Source organism: Actinomycetospora lemnae, assembly GCF_028737315.1.
GTDB classification, from domain to species: Bacteria; Actinomycetota; Actinomycetes; order Mycobacteriales; family Pseudonocardiaceae; genus Actinomycetospora; species Actinomycetospora lemnae.
This window is the reverse complement of the sequence record NZ_JAQZAO010000010.1, coordinates 14,566-31,542: the sequence shown is the minus strand read 5'-3', so window position 1 is coordinate 31,542 and position 16,977 is coordinate 14,566. Positions and strand designations below refer to the sequence as shown.

The following is a 16,977-nucleotide window of genomic DNA, read 5'->3' as shown; positions in this document are numbered from 1 at the left end:
ACATCGTCCGAGCCGCAACGGTCCTGTCAAGGGGCCCGGCCGCCGATCACCGGCGCGACACGGATGCGGGCGTCCACGAGCCGGCACGCGTCCGGGGTGCAGACGACCGGGTTGAGGTCCATCTCGGCGATCTGGGGGAGGAGCTCGGCGAGCCGGGCGACGCGGGCGATGACCGTCCCGAGCCGCTCACGATCCACCAGCCGCGCGGCGATGCCGCGGCGCAGCGGGAGCTCGTCGAGGAGCTCGGAGAGATCCGTGGTGGTCATCGGTACGAGGCGGTGCCAGCGCCGGTCGGCGACGTCGGTGCCCGTCCCGCCGACGCCCGCCGTGACGAGGGCGCCGAAGTCCGGGTCGCCCGCCACGCCCACGAGCATCTCGACGCCCGGGGGTGCCATCGGCTGGACGAGGAAGCCGCGCCAGGCGTCGCCGAAAGCGGTCACGAAGCCGGCGGCCGCGGCCCGGACGGCGGCGTCGCCCCGCAGCGAGAGCGCGACCCCGCCCTGCTCGGACTTGTGCAGCACGCCCTCGGCGACGACCTTGAGCGCGACCGGCCCGTCGATCGCGCGGGCGGTGGCGACCGCCTCGTCGATGCTGCGCACGACGCGGGCGGGGAGCAGGTCGAGGCCCGCGGCCTGCAGGAGGGCAGCGCAGTCGTCGGGCTCCAGCCACCCGCCGCCGGGGTGGGCGTCGAGCGCGCCCGCCACGACGGACCGGGCGAGGGCCAGGTCGACCGGGTGCTCGTCGGCCGGGAGCGGACGCCCGGGGTCGCGGGCGACGTCGGCGCCGCGGCGGACGAGGTGCGCGAGCGCGCGCACGGCGTCGGCCGGGTCGGCGAACACGGCGGCGCGGGGGGTGCCGTCCGGGTCGCGCAGCGGGGCGACCCGCGCCCGCTGGTCCAGGGCGACCGCGACGACGGGGACGGCGCGGCCGGGGGAGCGGGCCAGGGCCGCGCCGAGCCCGGTGCCGGGGTCGCCGAGCGCCGTGGGGCAGGCGACGGTGAGCACGGCGTCGACCTCCGCGGCCTCGCGCAGCACGTCGAGGCACGCGGCGAAGGTCGTCGCGTCGGCGGTGGCGGTGGTGTCGACGGGCCCGGCGGTGGCCGCGGTCGAGGGGAGCAGGGCGTCGAGCCGGGCCCGGGTGGCCGGAGCCAGGGGCGGGACCCTCAGCCCCGCGGCGACGCAGGCGTCGGCGGCGAGCACGTTCGTGCCGCCCGCGTTGCCCAGCACCGCGACGCGGTCGCCGAGGGCGGGCGCGCTCCAGGACAGCGCGGCGAGGGCGCCGGCGAGCTCGCCGAGGTCGTCGACGGGCTGGACCCCCGCCTGCCGGTAGAGGGCGTCGCGGCGGACCGCGGGGGTCGCCGACGCCGCGGTGTGCGACGCCGCCGCCCGCGCCCCGACCTCGCTGCTCGCCGCCCGCACGGCGAGCACGGGGATCCGGGCGGAGACCCGCCGCGCCAGGCGGGAGAAGGCGCGCGGGTTGCCGAACGACTCGACGTGCAGGACGGCGACCCGGGTGGCGGAGTCCTCGGACCACCAGGCGAGCAGGTCGTTGCTGCTGACGTCGTAGCGGTCACCGACCGACACGAGCGTGGAGACGCCGAGCCCGAGCCCGCGCAGGGCCTCGAGCACCGCGATGGCCACCCCGCCGGACTGGGTGACGACGCCGACCGACCCGGACGGCGCGGCGCCCGGGGCGAAGGTGGCGTCGAGCCGCACGTCGGGCGCGGTGTCGACCAGCCCCAGGCAGTTCGGCCCGACGAGGCGCATCCCGTGCCGGTGCACGGCCTCCAGGACGGCGCCGTCGACCCCGGCCGCCGCGAGCCCCGACGTGATCACCAGCACCGCCCGCACCCCGCGCTCCCCGCACGCCGCCACCAGCGCCGGCAGCGTGGCCGGCGGCGTGGCGAGGATCGCGAGGTCCGGCGCCTCGGGCAGCAGGTCGACCGACGCCACGGCCGGGACGCCCGCCACCCGGGCCGCGTGCGGGTGGACGACGTGGACGCGACCGGTGAAGCCGCCGGCGAGCACGGCGTCGAGGACCGCCCGACCCACCGAACCCGGCCGCCGACCCGCCCCGACGACCGCGACCGAGCGCGGGCGCAGGACCGCGCCGAGGCCGGCGCGGGCCGCGTGGGCCGCCCGGGCCAGCGACGCGGTCGCGAAGTCCGCGGCCGCGGCCGGGTCCTCGGGGTCGGGCAGGGTCACGACGACGTGGACCGACGGGCCGTCCAGCTCGCGCGTGACGGGCAGCCCGAGATCGGCGAACACCCGGCGCATCGCGGTGTTCTCGGTCAGCACCTCGGCGGACCAGCGCCGGACACCGCGCCGGGTGGACTCCTGGACGGCCCGCTCGAGCAGGGCGGTCCCCACGCCGTGGGCCTGCACACGGTGCCCGACGGTCACGGCGACCTCGGCGTCCTCCGGGTGCGCCGCGTCCGGCGCGACCTGCACCGCCCCGATCAGCTCGGCGCCCAGGAAGGCGCCCCACACGGTGCCCGAGGCCGCCGCCTCGACCGCGTAGGTGTCGGCCGCGTGCGGGGAGAGCGTGGCGAAGCGCAGCCACCGGTCGTGCTCGGGCAGCTCCCGGTGCAGGCGCACGAGGGCGGGCCCGTCCCGCCGGTCCAGGGGCCGGATGTCCACGGGGCTGCCGTCCGCGAGCAGCACGCGCCGGTCGACGGCGGGATCGACGGCGGGATCGGCGGGGTCGAGGACGCTCATGGCCCGAGCACAGCCGGGGTCGCGGTCGGCACGGCAGGGTCGTCGGCCCGGCGATCACGGGACCTCCGGGCCGGGTGGCGAAGGGCGGCGCAGGATTCCACGACCGCGGGACCTCCGGCCCTGGTCGCGTCAGGCCGTCGGGGCCAGGATGGCGGTCGAGGTGCGACTCGCGGAGGGGGAGACAGCCGTCGTGGTGGACAGGCAGGGCACGACACGACGTCCGGTCGACGGGTCGGGCTCGCCCGGCCCACGGCTGAGCGGGGCCGGTACGGACCAGGTGGCGGCCCTCTTCTCCTCGATGGTGGCGGTGGCCGAGGGTCTCGACCTCGACGCCACCCTGCGCCGCCTGGTCGAGGTGGCCACCGACCTGGTCGGCGCCCGCTACGGCGCCATCGGGGTCCTCGACGAGGCCGGGAGCGGCCTCGCCCGCTTCGTCCACACCGGCATCGACGACGCGGCGCGGGCGCAGATCGGTGACCTGCCGCGCGGCCGGGGCCTGCTCGGCGAGCTGATCCGGCACCCGGCGCCCCTGCGCCTGGAGGACCTGCACGACCACCCGGCCTCGGTCGGCTTCCCGCCCCACCACCCGCCGATGAACTCCTTCCTCGGGGTCCCGGTCCGGGTGCGGGGCGTGGTCTTCGGCAACCTCTACCTCACCGACAAGCGCGACGGCGCCTTCACCGCCGCCGACGAGGAGCTCATCGTCGCGCTCGCGGCCGCGGCGGCGGTGGCCGTCGACAACGCGCGCCTGCACCAGGACACCGAGCGTCTCGTCGCCGAGGCGCAGCGTCGCCAGCGCTGGCTCGAGGCGTCCGGGGAGATCACGACCCAGGTCCTCGCCGGCGCCGACCCCACCGAGGCCCTCGTGCTCGCGGCCGAACGCGCCGCCGAGCTCGCCGACGGGGTCGGCGCGATCATCACCACCCCGCCTGCCGCGGCGCGCGAGCCCGACGAGGCGCCGCCCGTGCGGGTGACCGTGAGCGTCGGTCTCGAGGCCCGCCTGCCGGTCGGCGCGCGGCTGGCGGGCCGCGCGCTGGGCGAGGTGGCGCACCTGCGCCTGCCGCGCCTCGAGGACGACCTGGTGCTCGACGTCGACGGTCGCGAGGAGCACCTCGGGCCGGCGCTGCTCGTCCCGCTCGACGGCACGGACGTCATCACCGGTGCGCTCGTGGTGGTGCGGCGGCCCGGCTCCGCCCCCATCGGGACCGAGGGTCTGTCGACCGCGGCGTCGTTCGCCGACCAGGCCGCACTCGTGCTCCGGCTCGCCGAGTCGCAGCGCGCCCGCCGCCAGCTCGACGTCGCCGCCGACCGCGAGCGCATCGCCGCCGACCTGCACGACCACGTGCTCCAGCGCCTGTTCGCGCTGGGTCTCGGCCTGCAGGCCACACAGGCCCGGCTGCGGGGCCAGCCGGAGGCCGCGGGGCGGGTCAACGAGGCGGTCGACACGATCGACACCATCGTCCGCGACATCCGCACGAGCATCTTCGACCTCCACGCGGTCGGCACCACCCCGGGCCTCGGGGGGCGGTTGCGGGCGGCCGTCGCCGAGATGAGCGCCCACGTCGAGACCGAGCCCGTGGTGCGGCTGTCCGGGCCGGTCGACACCGTGCCCGAGGAGCTCGCCGTGCAGGTCGAGGCCGTCGTGCGCGAGGGCGTCTCCAACGCCGTCCGGCACGGCGGCGCGGACTCGGTGGTCGTCACCGTCTCGGTGGACGACGTCCTCGCGGTGGACGTGACCGACGACGGGGTCGGCATCCCGGACACCGTGGCGCGCAGCGGGCTGGCCAACCTCACCGCGCGCGCCCGGGCGTTCGGGGGCGAGGCGAGCGTCGGGCGGCGGACGACCGGGACCGGCACGCGCCTGTCGTGGTGGGCGCCGCTCGACGCGTCGTCCTCGGTGTCCCCGTCCTGATCAGACGTCGGGGTGACGGCGGCGCGGGGTCGGCGGCACCGGCCGACCCCACCCCAGGCGCAGGATCACCTGCGGCCAGAGCACCCCGCCGAGCAGGGCGCGCACCTCGTCGCGCACGGCGGCGACCTCGAGCGGTGGCGCGACGAACGACGACCCCACCCCGTGCGCCGTGGCCGTGAGCAGCACCTGCTGCATCGCCGCCCCCGCGCGCAGGTGGGCGAGCGCGCCGTCGTCGTAGGAGAGCAGGACGGCGACGGTCGGCTCGTCCTCGAGGCCGACGTGGTGCGCGGTGCGGTCGCTGTCGGCGACCACGTCGCCGAAGTCCCGGGGACGCCAGGCGTCGTCGGCCCGCGGGGCGTGCGCCGCGTGGGCGCGGGGGAGCCCGTCCTCCTCCCGCGCCGCGTGGCCGATCCAGTGCTCCCACTCCGCGACGAAGGCGGGATCCGCGCGCTGCTGCCGGTGGGCCCGCGACGTGAGGTCGCGCAGCCGGCGCCGCTCGCCGGTCTCGGTGAGGAACACCAGCCGGCAGCTCTCCCGTGCCGCCGCCCGGCCCATGTGGTCGCGCAGCACGGCCGGGAGCGGTCGCCCGTCGAAGGGGTGGCGGTCGGTGTGCCGACGCGGGATCGCGGCCGCCAGCTCGCTCTCCCACGCCGACGGCGGCAGGGCCGAGCCCGGGCGCACCCTCCCGAGGAACCAGCGGTCGGCCGGGTCGGGCAGCAGCTGCGTGTGGGCCCGTCGGCCCTGCGCGCGCACCGCGAGCCGCACGTTGACCAGGGCGGCGCCGCACGCCAGCCGCAGCTCCCGGGCGTCGGGGTCGGCGACCGCGAGCCGCCGGTCCGGGTCGCCGTGGACCTCGACCGCGTCGTGGTGCCACCGCAGTCGCCAGGGCTGGCTGTTGTGGCTCGACGGCGCGCTCGCCCCGGCACGCAGGAGCTGGACGACGTCCGTCGTCCCGGATGTCCAGCCCTCGCGCGTCGTCACGGTGCCTCCTGCTGCGGCCACGCCGTCCTCCTCGATCTCGGTGACCAGCGTCGGTCCGTGGCGGGCCGCTCACCAGGGACCGACGGCCCGGCACGGAGGGACCGTCCGCCTCCGGTGCCGGAGGGCGTCGCGGCGTGAGGGTGGTCCCCGATCAGCGGCTCCGACGAACCGAGGGGTGGACGGGGAATGGACACGACGCAGGACGACGGCGGGACGATCGTCGTGGGGTTCGACGGCTCGCGGCACGCGGAGGCCGCGGTGCGCTGGGCGATCGCCGAGGGCGCACGCCGGGGGGCGGCGGTGCGCGTGGTCGTCGCCCACGAGCCCCCGGACGCCTGGATGACCACGTACGGCTACCCGCTGATCGCCGACAGCGGCGAGATCCGGGCGGCCGTCGAGGACACGGCCCGTGAGCACGTGGAGAAGATGCGCGCCGAGCTCGACCCGACGCACCGCGCGGTGCCGGTCACGGTCGTCGCGGTCACCGGCCCCGCCGCCTTCGTCCTGACGCAGGAGGCGCAGGGCGCGGCGATGCTCGTGGTCGGTCACCGAGGCCGCGGCGGGCTGCGCAGCGCCGTGCTCGGGTCGGTCGGGCTCTCGGCGGTGCTGCACGCGCCGTGCCCGGTCACGGTCGTGCCCCCGGCGCCGGTGCCGCACGAGCAGGCCGCGCAGGACGACCCGGCCGTCGTCGCCGGACCGCTCCCGGTCGGCCCGACCGCCTGACACGCCCGCGGCCCCGTGCCGCGGCACACGGCCCGGCCCGGACGGACCTCCGGCCCTGACGGGCAGGGGGCCGAGCGCCGGATGCTGGGCCCACCCACACGACGAACGCGGCGGCGAGGCCGCCCGGAGGAGGCTGGACAATGATCGATCGCTCGGTGCCACCCGCCGGGGTGGTCGTCGGTGTGGACGGCGATGCGGGGACGCTGCGGGCGGTGGGGTGGGCGGCCCGCGAGGCCGATCGCCGGCGCCTGCCGCTCGACCTCGTCCAGGTGCTGCCGCCGTCCCACCGTGACCCCGACGAGCTGCGCGCCCCGACCGGCCGGGCGCTGTCCCTGCTGGGCCAGGCCCGCCGCATCGCCGAGGCGGCGGCGCCCGGGCTCACGCCGCGGCTGTCGGTGGTCGACGGCGTGGCCGGGCCGGCGCTGGTCGCGGTGGCCCGCCGGGCGCACCTGCTCGTCGTCGGGACGCGGCACCTCGACGGGGCCCTCGACCTCACGCTCGGTCGCACGCTGGTCCACACCATGGCCCGGGCCGCCTGCCCGGTCGTCGTCGTCCCCCCACGCTGGGATCCCGACGAGCGCCACGACGGCCCCGTCCTCGTCGGCGTCGACGGCTCGCCCGAGTCGCACGGAGCCGTCGCCTTCGCCACCGACGTCGCCGACCGCTGGCACGTGCGCGTGACGGCCGTCGGTGTCGCCCCGCGGCACGGTGCGGACACCGACGCCGACGAGCGCCGGCGCGTCCTCGCCGAGGCGCGGGCCGGGCTGGCGACCCGCTACCCGGGCGTCCGGATCCACGAGGTGCTCGACCGCGGGGACCCGGGCGAGGAGATCCTCCGCGAGGCCCGGGAGGGCGCCGCGCTGATCGTGCTCGGGTGCCGCGGGCGGGGCGCGCTGGCGGGGACCCTGGTCGGTTCCACCAGCCAGCGGGTCGTGCGCGCGTCGCCGTGCCCGGTCGCCGTGCTGCCCGCCGGTGCGGCCGAGCGCTGGGTGGCGTCCGACCGCGTGTGGGCCGAGGAGGGCGTGTGATGCGCGCCCCCGCGCCGGCCCCCGTGGTGATCGGTGTCGACGACGGGCTGCTGCGCCTGCGCGTGCTCGACCGGGCGGTCCGCGAGGGCCGCCGCCGCGGCGGACCGCTGGTCCTCGTGCACGCCCACGGCCCCGAGACGCCCCTGGCGGCCTGGTACGACGACGCCGGACGCCGCGCCGAGTCCTACCTCACCCGCACGGCACCCGACCTCGCGGTGGAGCTCCTGTGCCGGGCCGGCGACATCACCGACGTCCTGGTCGGCGCCTGCGAACCGGGCTCGGTGCTGGTCCTCGGCGACCGGCACCGGCGTCTGGGCAGCGAGGCGGGGCACACCACCGAGCGCGTGATCACGGCCGCGCCGTGTCCCGTCCTCGTCATCCCCGAGTACCGCGGGCCGACCCCGCGCGGCGCCGTCGCCCGCCGGGCCGTCGTGGTCGGTGTCGACGACGGGCCCTCGGCGCCCGCGGTGCTCGCCCACGCGGTGCGCACCGCGGCCGACCTCGGTGTCCCGCTCGAGGCCGTGCGCGTCGTCCCGCCCCCGGAGGACGCCGGGGGCGCCGAGGTCGGCGAGGCCGACCTCGAGGCGGCCCGGCGCGGCCTGGACCGGGTCGTCGCCGCCGCGCTCCGCTTCGGTCCCGACGTGCCGGTGCGCACCGAGGTGGTCGTCGACCGCCCGGCCCGCGCCCTGCTGGAGCGTGCCGCGGGCGCCGACGAGGTCGTCGTCGGCCACCGCCGTGACGGCGCCGCCTCGCTGCGCGGGCCGGGATCCACGGCACGCTCGGTGCTCACGGGAGCCCCGTGCGCGGTCGCCGTCCTCGGGCCCGGGGGCCTGGACCCCGCCGGCGCCGCGGTGGGCGCGACGGAGGGCTCGCGGTGACCGGTCCCGGCCTCGCCCCCGCGGTCGTCGAGACCCACACGGCCGTCCTGTGGTTCGCCGGGGACCGCGTGCACAAGATGAAGAAGCCGGTCGACCTGGGGTTCTGCGACTTCACCACCCTCGAGCGCCGGCGGGAGGCGTGCCTGCGGGAGATCGCCCTCAACCGGCGGCTGAGCCCCGAGGCCTACCTCGGGCTCGAGAGCCTGCTCGGTCCCGACGGGATGGCCTGCGAGTACCTGGTGGCGATGCGGCGGATGCCCGCCGAGCGGCGCCTGGCCGCGCTCGTGCGGGCCGGCGAGCCGGTGGACGACCAGCTCCGCACGCTCGCCCGGCGCCTCGCGGCCTTCCACAGCACCGCCGCGCGCGGCCCGGCCGTGGACCGGGAGGGGACGGTCGACGCCGCCCGCGCCCGGTGGACGGGCGTCCTCGACGGGCTGCGCCGGCACGCCGGCACGATCCTGCCCGCCGACGTCGTCGACCACGTCGCCGCCGCCGCGGGGGCGTTCCTCGACGGCCGGCGCGCCCTGTTCGAGCGGCGCTGCCGCGAGGGCCGGGTGGTCGACGGCCACGGCGACCTGCTCGCCGACGACGTCTTCTGCCTGCCCGACGGCCCGGTGGTGCTCGACTGCCTGGAGTTCGACGACCACCTGCGCTACGTCGACGGGCTCGACGACGCCGCCTTCCTCGCGATGGACCTCGAACGCCTGGGGAACGCCGGGCTCGCCGAGCGCTTCCTCGGCTGGTACGCCGAGTTCGCCGACGACCCCGCGCCGCCCGCGCTGCGCCACCACCTCACGGCCTACCGGGCGGCGGTGCGCTCGTCGGTGACGTGCGTGCGGGTCGACCAGGGCGGCGAGGGCGCCGAGCTCGCCCGCGACCTCCTCGACCTCGCCGCCGCGCACCTCGACGACGGCCGGGTCCGCCTGGTGCTGGTCGGCGGTCTGCCCGGGACGGGCAAGACCACGGTCGCCGGCGGGCTCGCCGACCGGCTCGGGGCGACGCTGCTGTCCAGCGACCGCGTCCGCAAGGAGATCGCCGGCCTCGACCCGTCGACGGGCGCCGCGGCCGACTACGGCACGGGCCTCTACGGCGCCGAGCACACCGCCGCGACCTACGGCGAGCTGCTGCACCGGGCCGAGGAGCTCCTCGGCCTGGGGGAGTCGGTGGTGCTCGACGCCTCGTGGACCGCGGCGGCGCCCCGCGAGGCCGCGACGGCCCTGGCGGCGCGCGCCTCGGCGGCGCTGACGTCGTTGCGCTGCGAGGCGCCGCGCGCGGTCGCGGACGAGCGCATCCGCCGCCGGCGCGGGTCGGCGTCCGACGCCACCCCGCTGGTCGCCGCGGTCATGGCGGCCGACGCCGACCCGTGGCTCGAGGCCACGGCGATCGACACCGGCGGCACCGTCGACGCCGCCGTGGACGCCGCGCTCGCCGCCGTGCGCACCCGCCGCCCGCACGCCACGTGGACGGTCGTCGAGGTCTGAGACAGAGCCCGACACAGGAGGAGGTGGATCGTGTCCCGGTCCCTGGTGGTCTTCGAGTCGATGTACGGCAACACCGAGGCGGTGGCCCGCGCGATCGCCGAGGGCATCACGGCGCACGTGCCCGTGGAGGTGGTGGAGGTCGGCGCGGCACCGGCGGAGCCGGGGGACGACGTCGCCCTCCTCGTCGTGGGCGGGCCGACGCACGCCTTCGGCATGACCCGGCCGGCGACACGGCAGGACGCGGCGGCGAAGGCCGGGCGGGCGACCGTGTCGCAGGGGCCCGGAGTGCGCGAGTGGCTGGAGTCGCTGCGCGACCGGCCCGGCACCGTCGGGGCGGCGTTCGACACCCGCGTCGTGCGGCCCCGCGTCCCCGGCTCCGCGGCGCGCGCCATCGCCCGCCGGCTGCACCGCCGCGGGCTGACCGTCGGCGACGCGCCCCACACGTTCTGGGTGGCGGGCTCGGAGGGCCCGCTGCTCGACGGCGAGCTCGAGCGGGCGAGGGCCTGGGGTGCCGCGCTCGCGGCGGAGGTGGCCGTGCCGGCCGGGGGAGCACCGTGAGGCCCGCCGCCCGGCGGCACCCCCGCCGACCGCTCGACCCGGCGCCACGGGGGCGACGGTGATGACCTTCATCGATCGCCGCGACGCGGGGATGCGCCTGGCCCGGCGGCTCGGCCACCTCGCCGACGAGGACGTCGTGGTCCTCGGCACGCCGTGCGGCGGTGTGCCCGTCGCCGTGCCCGTCGCCGCGGTGCTGGGCGCCCCGCTGGACGTGGTCGTGACGCGGGAGATCCGCGTCCCCGCCCGGTCCCGGCTGGTCCTGGGCGCCGCCGGCGAGGACGGCGCGCTGGCCCTCGACGACGGTCTGGTCCGCGCGCTGGGCGTCGGCGAGGACGAGCTGGCCGAGGCGGTGCGCCGCGAGCGGGCCGCCGTGGACCGCTTCGTCCGGCGCTACCGCGGCGGACGCCCCGCCGTCCCGATCGGGGAGCGCACCGTCGTGCTGGTCACCGACGGCATCGCCGTGGCCACGCCCGTGCGGACCGCCGTCGCCGTGCTCCGCGCCCGGGGCGCCCGACGGGTGGTCCTCGCGGTGCCCGTGGGCGCTCCGGCCGCCGTGGACGTCCTCGCGCAGGACGTGGACGAGCTCGTCGTCCTCGCGCGCCCGGCCTCGTTCCACGACGTGGCCGGGAGCTACGTCGACTTCCACCGGGTCGACGACGCCGAGGTCGTCGCGATCCTGCGTGAGCGGGCCGTGGGCGAGGTGCGCCGATGAGGACGACGGCCGACCGGGAGCGCCCGGCGGGACCGCCGGCCGGGCAGCACCGGCCGACGGTGGTGGTGGGCGTCGACGGCTCGCCCGGCTCGCGGGCCGCCCTGGTCGACGCCATGCGCTCCGCCGCGCGGCGCGGGGCGCGCCTGCGGGTGGTCGCGGTGTACGAGCCGCCCGAGTGGCGCCTGCCGGCGGCGCCCACACCCCTGCCCAGCCGGGCCGAGATCGAGGAGTCGCTGTCAGGGGCGGTGCGGGGCATGGTCACCGACGTCGCCTACGAGCTGGGTGGCGAGCACCTGGTCCGCCCGGCCGTCACGGTCGAGGTCGTGCCGGGCGACGCCGCGGACGTCCTGGTCGCCGCGGCCGCGGACGCCGACGAGCTCGTCGTCGGGCACCGGGGGCGTGGGGCGGTCGCGAGCGCGCTGCTCGGCTCGGTCGGGTGGGGCTGCGTCCTGCACGCGTCCTGCCCCGTGCGGGTGGTGCCCGACGGGCACGGGGCCTGATCACCGGTCGGCCCGGTCGCCGGCGACGGCCGGTCCCGGCCGCCCGGGCCCTCCGGCCCTGCCGTCGGGGGGGCCGCGGCCAGCAGGCTGGGGGCGACGAGGAGGTGGGCCGATGTCCGACGCGGGGTCGGGGACGAGGATCGACGAGCGGGGCCACGACCGCGGTGGGGCCGTGGTCGTCGGGGTGTCCCTCGAGGGCCACGGGGAGACCGCCGTCCGGTGGGCGGCCGCCGAGGCGCGGGACCGCGGGGTGCCGCTGCGCCTGGTGCTCGGCCTGGTCGTCCCGCGGGGCGGGCACGGCGGCCTGGTCGGCATCGACGTCAGGACCGGCCTGCGGTCGCTGGCGCGGCGCGAGCTCCGGGAGATGCGGGAGGCCGCGCAGGCCGTCGCCCCGGGGATCGCGGTGAGCGAGGACCTGGTGGAGAGCGATCCCGTCGGCGTGCTGCGGGCGCAGGCCCGGTCGGCGTCGCTGCTGGTCGTCGGCAACGACGGCCTGCCCCGTCTCGTGGACCTCGCACTGCGGGGCATCGGTCGCGGTCTCGTCGGCCACGTCGACGTACCGGTCGCGGTCGTGCCCCGGGGCTGCGACCCGCGGGTGCGCGACCGTGCGGGCGGCGCCGCCCCGGTGGTCGTCGGCGACGACGGGTCCCCGGGCGCGCGGGCGGCCCTGCGGTTCGCGGCCGCGCGGGCCTCGAGGCGCGGGGCGCCGCTGGTGGTGGTGCGCGCGGGCCGCGACGCCCGGCTGCTGTCCGAGGACGTCCCCGCGCTCGGCCCCGACCGCCCGCCCTCGGTGCGGGTCGTGCTGGCCGAGGAGCGCGCGGACCGGGTCCTCGCCGACCAGGCGCGCGGGGCCGAGCTCGTCGTCCTCGGGATCGGCGAGCACGGCTGGCGCCACCCCCACCACCCGACGCGACCGGGTCTCGTCCTGCACGCGTCGTGCCCGGTGATCGTCGTGCCGCCACCCCCGCCCGACGTCGTCGCGTCGACCGCGACGCGCGTGTCGCAGGAGGTGCGCTCGTGACCGCCGTGCTGCGGACGCCGCGCGCCCTGCTCGTCGACCTGCTGGTGGCGCTGCTCGCCGTCCAGTACGTCGTGTTCGTCGCCACGGGCTCGGCGTGGCTCGTCGCCGACCCGCGCGACATGGCGGGGTTCGGGCTCGCGGTGGTGGCGGTGGCCGCGATCGCGAGCGTCTCCGTCGTCCCGCTGGGCACGCCGGCCCTGGTGATCGCCGGCGGCTCCACCTTCGTGATCGGTGTCGTCGCGCTCGTCTGGGGCCTCGTGCCCACGCTCGGACCCGTCCTGGTCGCGGTGTTCGTCGCGAGCGTCGTCGTCACCTGGCTCCTGACCGTCGTGGCCCTGCGCGCGGACCAGCAGCGAGGAGCGAGCCGGGGGCGCGTCCGCGCCTGACGCCGCCGCGCCGTCGGACGCACCACGACCAACGGCCCGCACGCGGGGCCCGGACGGCCCGGGCGATCACCGGCGTCGGCGGGCGAGGCTCGTCGACGAGGAATCCAGCGCGAACCGGAGGAGAGAACGCCATGGACGAGGAACGCGACCGCGGCCCGACGACCGCCCCGAGCGGCGGGGGCGACGGCCACGGCGCCGGCCCCGGCGGGCCGGTGGTGGTCGGCACCGACGGCTCGGAGTCGTCGCTGGCGGCCGTGCGCTGGGCCGCCCGCACCGCCGCCTCCACGGGGCGGGGGCTGCACGTCGTGCTCGCCTACGGCGCCGTCGACCCCACCCTGCTGGCCGACGCCTCGCTCTGGCGCCGCTACCAGCACGAGATCGAGGCCCAGGCCCGCCACGAGCTCGCCCGGGCGGTCGAGGCCGCGCGGGCCGAGGCGCCCGCGGTGGCGGTCAGCGAGGAGCTGGTCGACGGTCCCGCCGCCGAGGCGCTGATGGAGCGCGCGGGGTCGGGGCTGCTCGTGGTCGGCGAGCAGGGCGCCGACGGGCTCGGGGGCGCGCTGCTGGGCTCGGTCGCGTCCACGGTGGCCTCCCACGCGGAGGGCCCGGTCGTCATCGTCCGCGGGACGGCGGGCCCGGGCCCCGACGCGCCGGTCGTCGTCGGTGTCGACGGATCGCCCGCCAGCGACGCCGCCATCGACTTCGCGGTGGCGGTCGCCGACGCGGAGGGACGTCCGCTGGTCGCGGTGCACACCTGGTCGGACCCCCTCATCGAGACCGTGCCCGAGGCGTTCATCGACCTCGACGCGATCACCGAGGACGAGCGGCGGGTGCTGGTCGAGCAGCTCTCCGGTCGCTCCGCGACCCATCCGGACCTGCAGGTCACGACGGTCGTCACGCGCTCCCGCCCGGCCCGCGCCCTGCTGGAGACGGCGCGCGGCGCGCGGCTGCTGGTGGTCGGGACGCGGGGCCGCGGAGGCTTCGCCGGCCTGCTGCTCGGCTCGGTGAGCCGCGCCGTGGTGCACCGCGCCCCGTGCCCCGTCGCCGTCGTGCCCCCGCCCGGCGTCCGGCACCGGCCCCGATCCGCCGAGCGCGTCCACGCCGCGGCACCGTGAGGAACCGCTCCGCGGCCGGCGCCCCCGGTCGCCGGGGCGACGCGGAGGACACGGCGGGCCGGGATCCGCGGCGACGTCCGGCCGCGGTCGTGCGCGCGTTCGCGCCGGCGGGCCCGGGCCGGCACGCGGTGGTCGCCTGGGCCCGCCGGCAGGCGCGGCGCACCGGCGCCCGCCTCGAGCTCCTCGTCGAGCCCCCTCCCGACGAGCCGGACGCACCGCGCGGCGGGCCGGTCGGGCTCCTCGCCCGCCTGGTCCGCCCGGTGCTCGCGCCCGTCGTGGGCGCGTCGTCGCTGGCCGACCGGCTCGCCCGCGCCGCCGCGGGGAGCGGGATGCTCGTCGTGCCCCAGCGCCTCGCCGGTGTCGACGAGCTGGTCGACGCCGCCTACGAGCCGGTCGCGGTGATCCCCGACGAGCCGACGCACACCCACGGTCCGGTCGTCCTGGCGCTCGCGCCCCGCACCGCTGACGAGGCCGTCGCCACCGCCTTCGCGGCCGCGGCGCACCGCGGGTCGCCGCTGCTCGCGGTGCGCCTGCGGGCCCCGTCCCCGTGGACCCTCGAGGCCCCGGTCGGCGGCGACCCCTTCGACGACACCCCCGACGACGAGGGCGAGTACTGGAGGGACCGCCTCGCGGCCTGGCGGGTGATCCATCCCGAGGTCCCGGTCGAGGTGCAGGTCGCCGAGGGCGATCCCGCCCTCGCGCTGGTCGACCTCTCCGCCCGGGCGCGGCTCCTGGTCCTCGGTCGGTCGGCGCGGGGCCGGGTGCTGGCGAGCGTGGCCGCCTCGCCCGTCGGGGCGGTGACCCTCCGCGCGCGCTGCCCCGTCCTCGTCGTCCCGCCGCCGGGGCCACCCCGCCGGTCGTGGTGGCCGCGCTCGTCCTGAGACCGCCCGACACCGTCGCCGGTGCTCAGGGCACCGGCCCCGCCGGCGGGCGACGCACGTCGCGGTCCGCGAGCCGCAGGGCCGCGTCCAGGCTGGGCCCGGCGTCGAGGCCGTTGTCGAGGGCCCGCAGGATCCGCGTCAGCGTGCGGCGGACGGCGTGGTGGGTCTCGTGGTCCAGCGACCGTCGGGCCTGGTCCATCGCCGCGAGCACCGTCACGCGGGGGGCGCCGCGGCGGCGCAGGACGACGACGCGCGACACGAGATCGACGGCCTCGGTGGGTCGGCGGGCGGGCGCGGTGTCCATGGTGGCTCCTCTCCGACCCGAGCAGACCCCGTCGCGGCGACGGGATCGAGGGCCGGAGGTCGCCCGCCGCCGGCCGGACGTCCCGCCCGGACGGGGCGTGCGCCCCTGCCGGGCCCCGGGCCCGCCGGCGGAGGGTCGGGCCCAGGTCCCGTCGGACGCGGAGGTGGGTCGTGGCGTGTGGTGTGGTGGTCGTGGGGCTCGGCTTCGAGCCCGACGAGCGGGTCGTGCGCTGGGCGGCGCGGGAGGCGCGGGACCGGGACCTGGGGCTGCGGCTCGTGCACGCCCTGGTGCTGCCCGTCGGCCACCACCCCGGGTGGGGGCTGGTGGTCGCTCCCGCCCTGCGGGGACGGGCCCGGCAGACGCTGCAGACCGCCGCTGCGATCGCCCGCGACGTCGCGCCGGGTCTGGAGGTCGAGGCGACGACGATCCGGGGCGGACCGGTGCCGGTCCTGCGGGACCAGGCGCGGCGGGCGGAGCTCGTGGTGGTGGGCAGCGACGGCCTCGGGCCCGTCGGGGACCGCCTGATCGGCGGCGTCGTCCGGGGTCTCGCCGGGCACGTCGACGTCCCGCTGGTCGTCGTGCCCGCCGGCTACGACCCGGCCGCGCCGCACGGGGACCACGCCCCCGTGCTCGTCGGCGACGACGGCACCGCCGGCTGCACCGGCGCCTGGCGCTTCGCCGCCGACCGGGCCGCGCGGCGGGGGACGGCGATGGCCGCGGTCCGGGTGACGGGCGGGCACCACGTGGATCGTGCGCTGCTGGACCGGGCGCGCGGGGCCGAGGTCCTCGTCCTCGGCGTCGACGACGGGTGGTTCCACCACCACGTGACCCCGGACGTGGTCCGGCACGCCGTCTGCCCCGTCGTGGTCGTGCCCCCGACGCCGCTCGCCGGTGTCGGCGCCGACGGTGCGGCCGGGCCGGGGCACCGGACGGGCGGCGCGTAGGCCGGCGCACCCGATCCCCCTGCACCTGTCAGGGGTCCTGCGCGTCCGGACGGTCGCTGTCGCCCGTGAACAGACCGAGCAGCTCGCCGACCTGGTGGTCCCGCTCGGCGGGGTGGCGGAGGGGCCGGGCGGTCTCGACCTCGTAGCGGTTGCGCCGCCCCACCCGCACGCGCCGCAGGTACCCGGCGGCCTCGAGGTCGGCCACGATCGACTGGGCGGAGCGTTCGGTGATGCCGACCTCGAGGGCGACGTCACGGAGCCGGCGGTGCGGGTCCCGGGCGAGCGCGACGAGGACGTGTCCGTGGTTGGTGAGGAACGTCCACGAGGGCACCTCACCCCGCGACGACGAGGTCATGACGATCTTCCGTGCTGGCGTGTCCGGCCCGGCGATCATAGGCCGTCCCGCCACGGACCAACGTCCCGATCACCCGTGCCACCGAGCCCGCCTCCGGCGGGCCGTCGTCCCTGCCGCCCGCGGTGCCCGGTCCGGCACCGTGCGGGGAGCGACCAGAGCACGAGCAGGGTCGCACCACCGCGTCCGTCCGCGCCCGCGCGCGGCGTCCCAGGAGGCCCGATGACCATCACCGACGCCGCGCGACCGGCCACGAGCGCCCCGCTGTCCTCGGTCAGCCCCGCCCCGCCCGAGATCGCGAACTGGCGGGACGCGCTGGTCGAGCTCCTCGTGCTCGCCGAGCACGGCGACGCCTCCGCGGCGAGCCGGCTGCGCGGCTGGCTCTCCGTCGACCCGGCAGCGGAGGCGGCGTGCGCGAGGATTCTCCGGGACGTCCGCACGATGAGGGCCGCGTGACGGGCGGACGGGGTAGCCGGTCCCCGTGGCG

The 16,977-nt window shown here is 78.7% G+C and carries 18 protein-coding genes; 14 read left to right on the top strand and 4 right to left on the bottom strand.

Annotation, left to right across the window (positions count from 1 at the left end; all coding sequences use genetic code 11):
* Window positions 1-26: 26 nt before the first annotated feature.
* The gene (locus PGB27_RS21455; protein ID WP_274202452.1) at window positions 27-2,717 is read right to left on the bottom strand and encodes a GNAT family N-acetyltransferase; all 2,691 of its coding nucleotides are present in this window, start codon (window positions 2,715-2,717) and stop codon (window positions 27-29) included.
* A gap of 277 nt (window positions 2,718-2,994) precedes the next feature.
* Between PGB27_RS21455 and PGB27_RS21450 the strand changes: the two genes are divergently transcribed.
* The gene (locus tag PGB27_RS21450; protein ID WP_274202451.1) at window positions 2,995-4,629 is read left to right on the top strand and encodes a GAF domain-containing sensor histidine kinase; all 1,635 of its coding nucleotides are present in this window, start codon (window positions 2,995-2,997) and stop codon (window positions 4,627-4,629) included.
* On the opposite strand, the gene PGB27_RS21445 is transcribed toward PGB27_RS21450, so the two are convergent.
* A complete protein-coding gene (locus PGB27_RS21445; RefSeq protein WP_274202450.1) occupies window positions 4,630-5,631 on the bottom strand; it encodes an Acg family FMN-binding oxidoreductase in 1,002 nt (333 codons plus the stop codon).
* Between the two features lie 165 nt (window positions 5,632-5,796).
* On the opposite strand from PGB27_RS21445, the gene PGB27_RS21440 reads away from it, so the two are divergent.
* The 11 genes from PGB27_RS21440 to PGB27_RS21390 all read left to right on the top strand — a co-directional run bounded on the left by PGB27_RS21440 (window position 5,797) and on the right by PGB27_RS21390 (window position 14,890).
* Window positions 5,797-6,333, top strand: coding sequence for a universal stress protein (locus tag PGB27_RS21440; protein WP_274202449.1), 537 nt, complete (start codon window positions 5,797-5,799; stop codon window positions 6,331-6,333).
* A 140-nt stretch (window positions 6,334-6,473) separates the two neighbouring features.
* Window positions 6,474-7,361 (top strand): universal stress protein, encoded by an 888-nt coding sequence (locus tag PGB27_RS21435; protein WP_274202448.1) that lies wholly within the window; start codon window positions 6,474-6,476, stop codon window positions 7,359-7,361.
* On the top strand, window positions 7,361-8,239 hold the full coding sequence (locus PGB27_RS21430; protein WP_274202447.1) for a universal stress protein: 879 nt from the start codon (window positions 7,361-7,363) through the stop codon (window positions 8,237-8,239). The genes PGB27_RS21435 and PGB27_RS21430 overlap by 1 nt, the downstream gene beginning before the upstream one ends.
* Window positions 8,236-9,720, top strand: coding sequence for a bifunctional aminoglycoside phosphotransferase/ATP-binding protein (locus tag PGB27_RS21425; RefSeq protein WP_274202446.1), 1,485 nt, complete (start codon window positions 8,236-8,238; stop codon window positions 9,718-9,720). Before PGB27_RS21430 ends, PGB27_RS21425 begins: the two co-directional genes overlap by 4 nt.
* 30 nt (window positions 9,721-9,750) lie before the next feature.
* Window positions 9,751-10,278, top strand: a complete 528-nt coding sequence (locus PGB27_RS21420) for a flavodoxin family protein (protein WP_274202445.1) — start codon at window positions 9,751-9,753, stop codon at window positions 10,276-10,278.
* Between the two features lie 61 nt (window positions 10,279-10,339).
* Window positions 10,340-10,990, top strand: coding sequence for a phosphoribosyltransferase (locus PGB27_RS21415; protein WP_274202444.1), 651 nt, complete (start codon window positions 10,340-10,342; stop codon window positions 10,988-10,990).
* Entirely contained in the window at window positions 10,987-11,490 is a 504-nt protein-coding gene (locus tag PGB27_RS21410) for a universal stress protein (protein ID WP_274202443.1), read from the top strand. Before PGB27_RS21415 ends, PGB27_RS21410 begins: the two co-directional genes overlap by 4 nt.
* Before the next feature lie 112 nt (window positions 11,491-11,602).
* On the top strand, window positions 11,603-12,511 hold the full coding sequence (locus PGB27_RS21405) for a universal stress protein (protein ID WP_274202442.1): 909 nt from the start codon (window positions 11,603-11,605) through the stop codon (window positions 12,509-12,511).
* Window positions 12,508-12,897 (top strand): hypothetical protein, encoded by a 390-nt coding sequence (locus PGB27_RS21400; RefSeq protein WP_274202441.1) that lies wholly within the window; start codon window positions 12,508-12,510, stop codon window positions 12,895-12,897. The genes PGB27_RS21405 and PGB27_RS21400 overlap by 4 nt, the downstream gene beginning before the upstream one ends.
* 131 nt (window positions 12,898-13,028) lie before the next feature.
* Window positions 13,029-14,009 carry a universal stress protein gene (locus PGB27_RS21395; protein ID WP_274202440.1) on the top strand — a complete coding sequence of 327 codons (981 nt, stop codon included), beginning with the start codon at window positions 13,029-13,031 and terminating at the stop codon, window positions 14,007-14,009.
* Window positions 14,006-14,890, top strand: a complete 885-nt coding sequence (locus PGB27_RS21390) for a universal stress protein (RefSeq protein WP_274202439.1) — start codon at window positions 14,006-14,008, stop codon at window positions 14,888-14,890. Before PGB27_RS21395 ends, PGB27_RS21390 begins: the two co-directional genes overlap by 4 nt.
* A gap of 25 nt (window positions 14,891-14,915) precedes the next feature.
* On the opposite strand, the gene PGB27_RS21385 is transcribed toward PGB27_RS21390, so the two are convergent.
* On the bottom strand, window positions 14,916-15,194 hold the full coding sequence (locus tag PGB27_RS21385) for a hypothetical protein (RefSeq protein ID WP_274202438.1): 279 nt from the start codon (window positions 15,192-15,194) through the stop codon (window positions 14,916-14,918).
* A 170-nt stretch (window positions 15,195-15,364) separates the two neighbouring features.
* On the opposite strand from PGB27_RS21385, the gene PGB27_RS21380 reads away from it, so the two are divergent.
* Window positions 15,365-16,138, top strand: coding sequence for a universal stress protein (locus tag PGB27_RS21380; RefSeq protein WP_274202437.1), 774 nt, complete (start codon window positions 15,365-15,367; stop codon window positions 16,136-16,138).
* 28 nt (window positions 16,139-16,166) lie between these two features.
* Here the strand turns inward: PGB27_RS21380 and PGB27_RS21375 are convergent, their stop codons facing one another.
* A complete protein-coding gene (locus PGB27_RS21375; protein ID WP_274202436.1) occupies window positions 16,167-16,493 on the bottom strand; it encodes a MarR family transcriptional regulator in 327 nt (108 codons plus the stop codon).
* 219 nt (window positions 16,494-16,712) lie between these two features.
* On the opposite strand from PGB27_RS21375, the gene PGB27_RS21370 reads away from it, so the two are divergent.
* Window positions 16,713-16,946 (top strand): hypothetical protein, encoded by a 234-nt coding sequence (locus tag PGB27_RS21370; RefSeq protein WP_274202435.1) that lies wholly within the window; start codon window positions 16,713-16,715, stop codon window positions 16,944-16,946.
* Window positions 16,947-16,977: the final 31 nt, after the last annotated feature.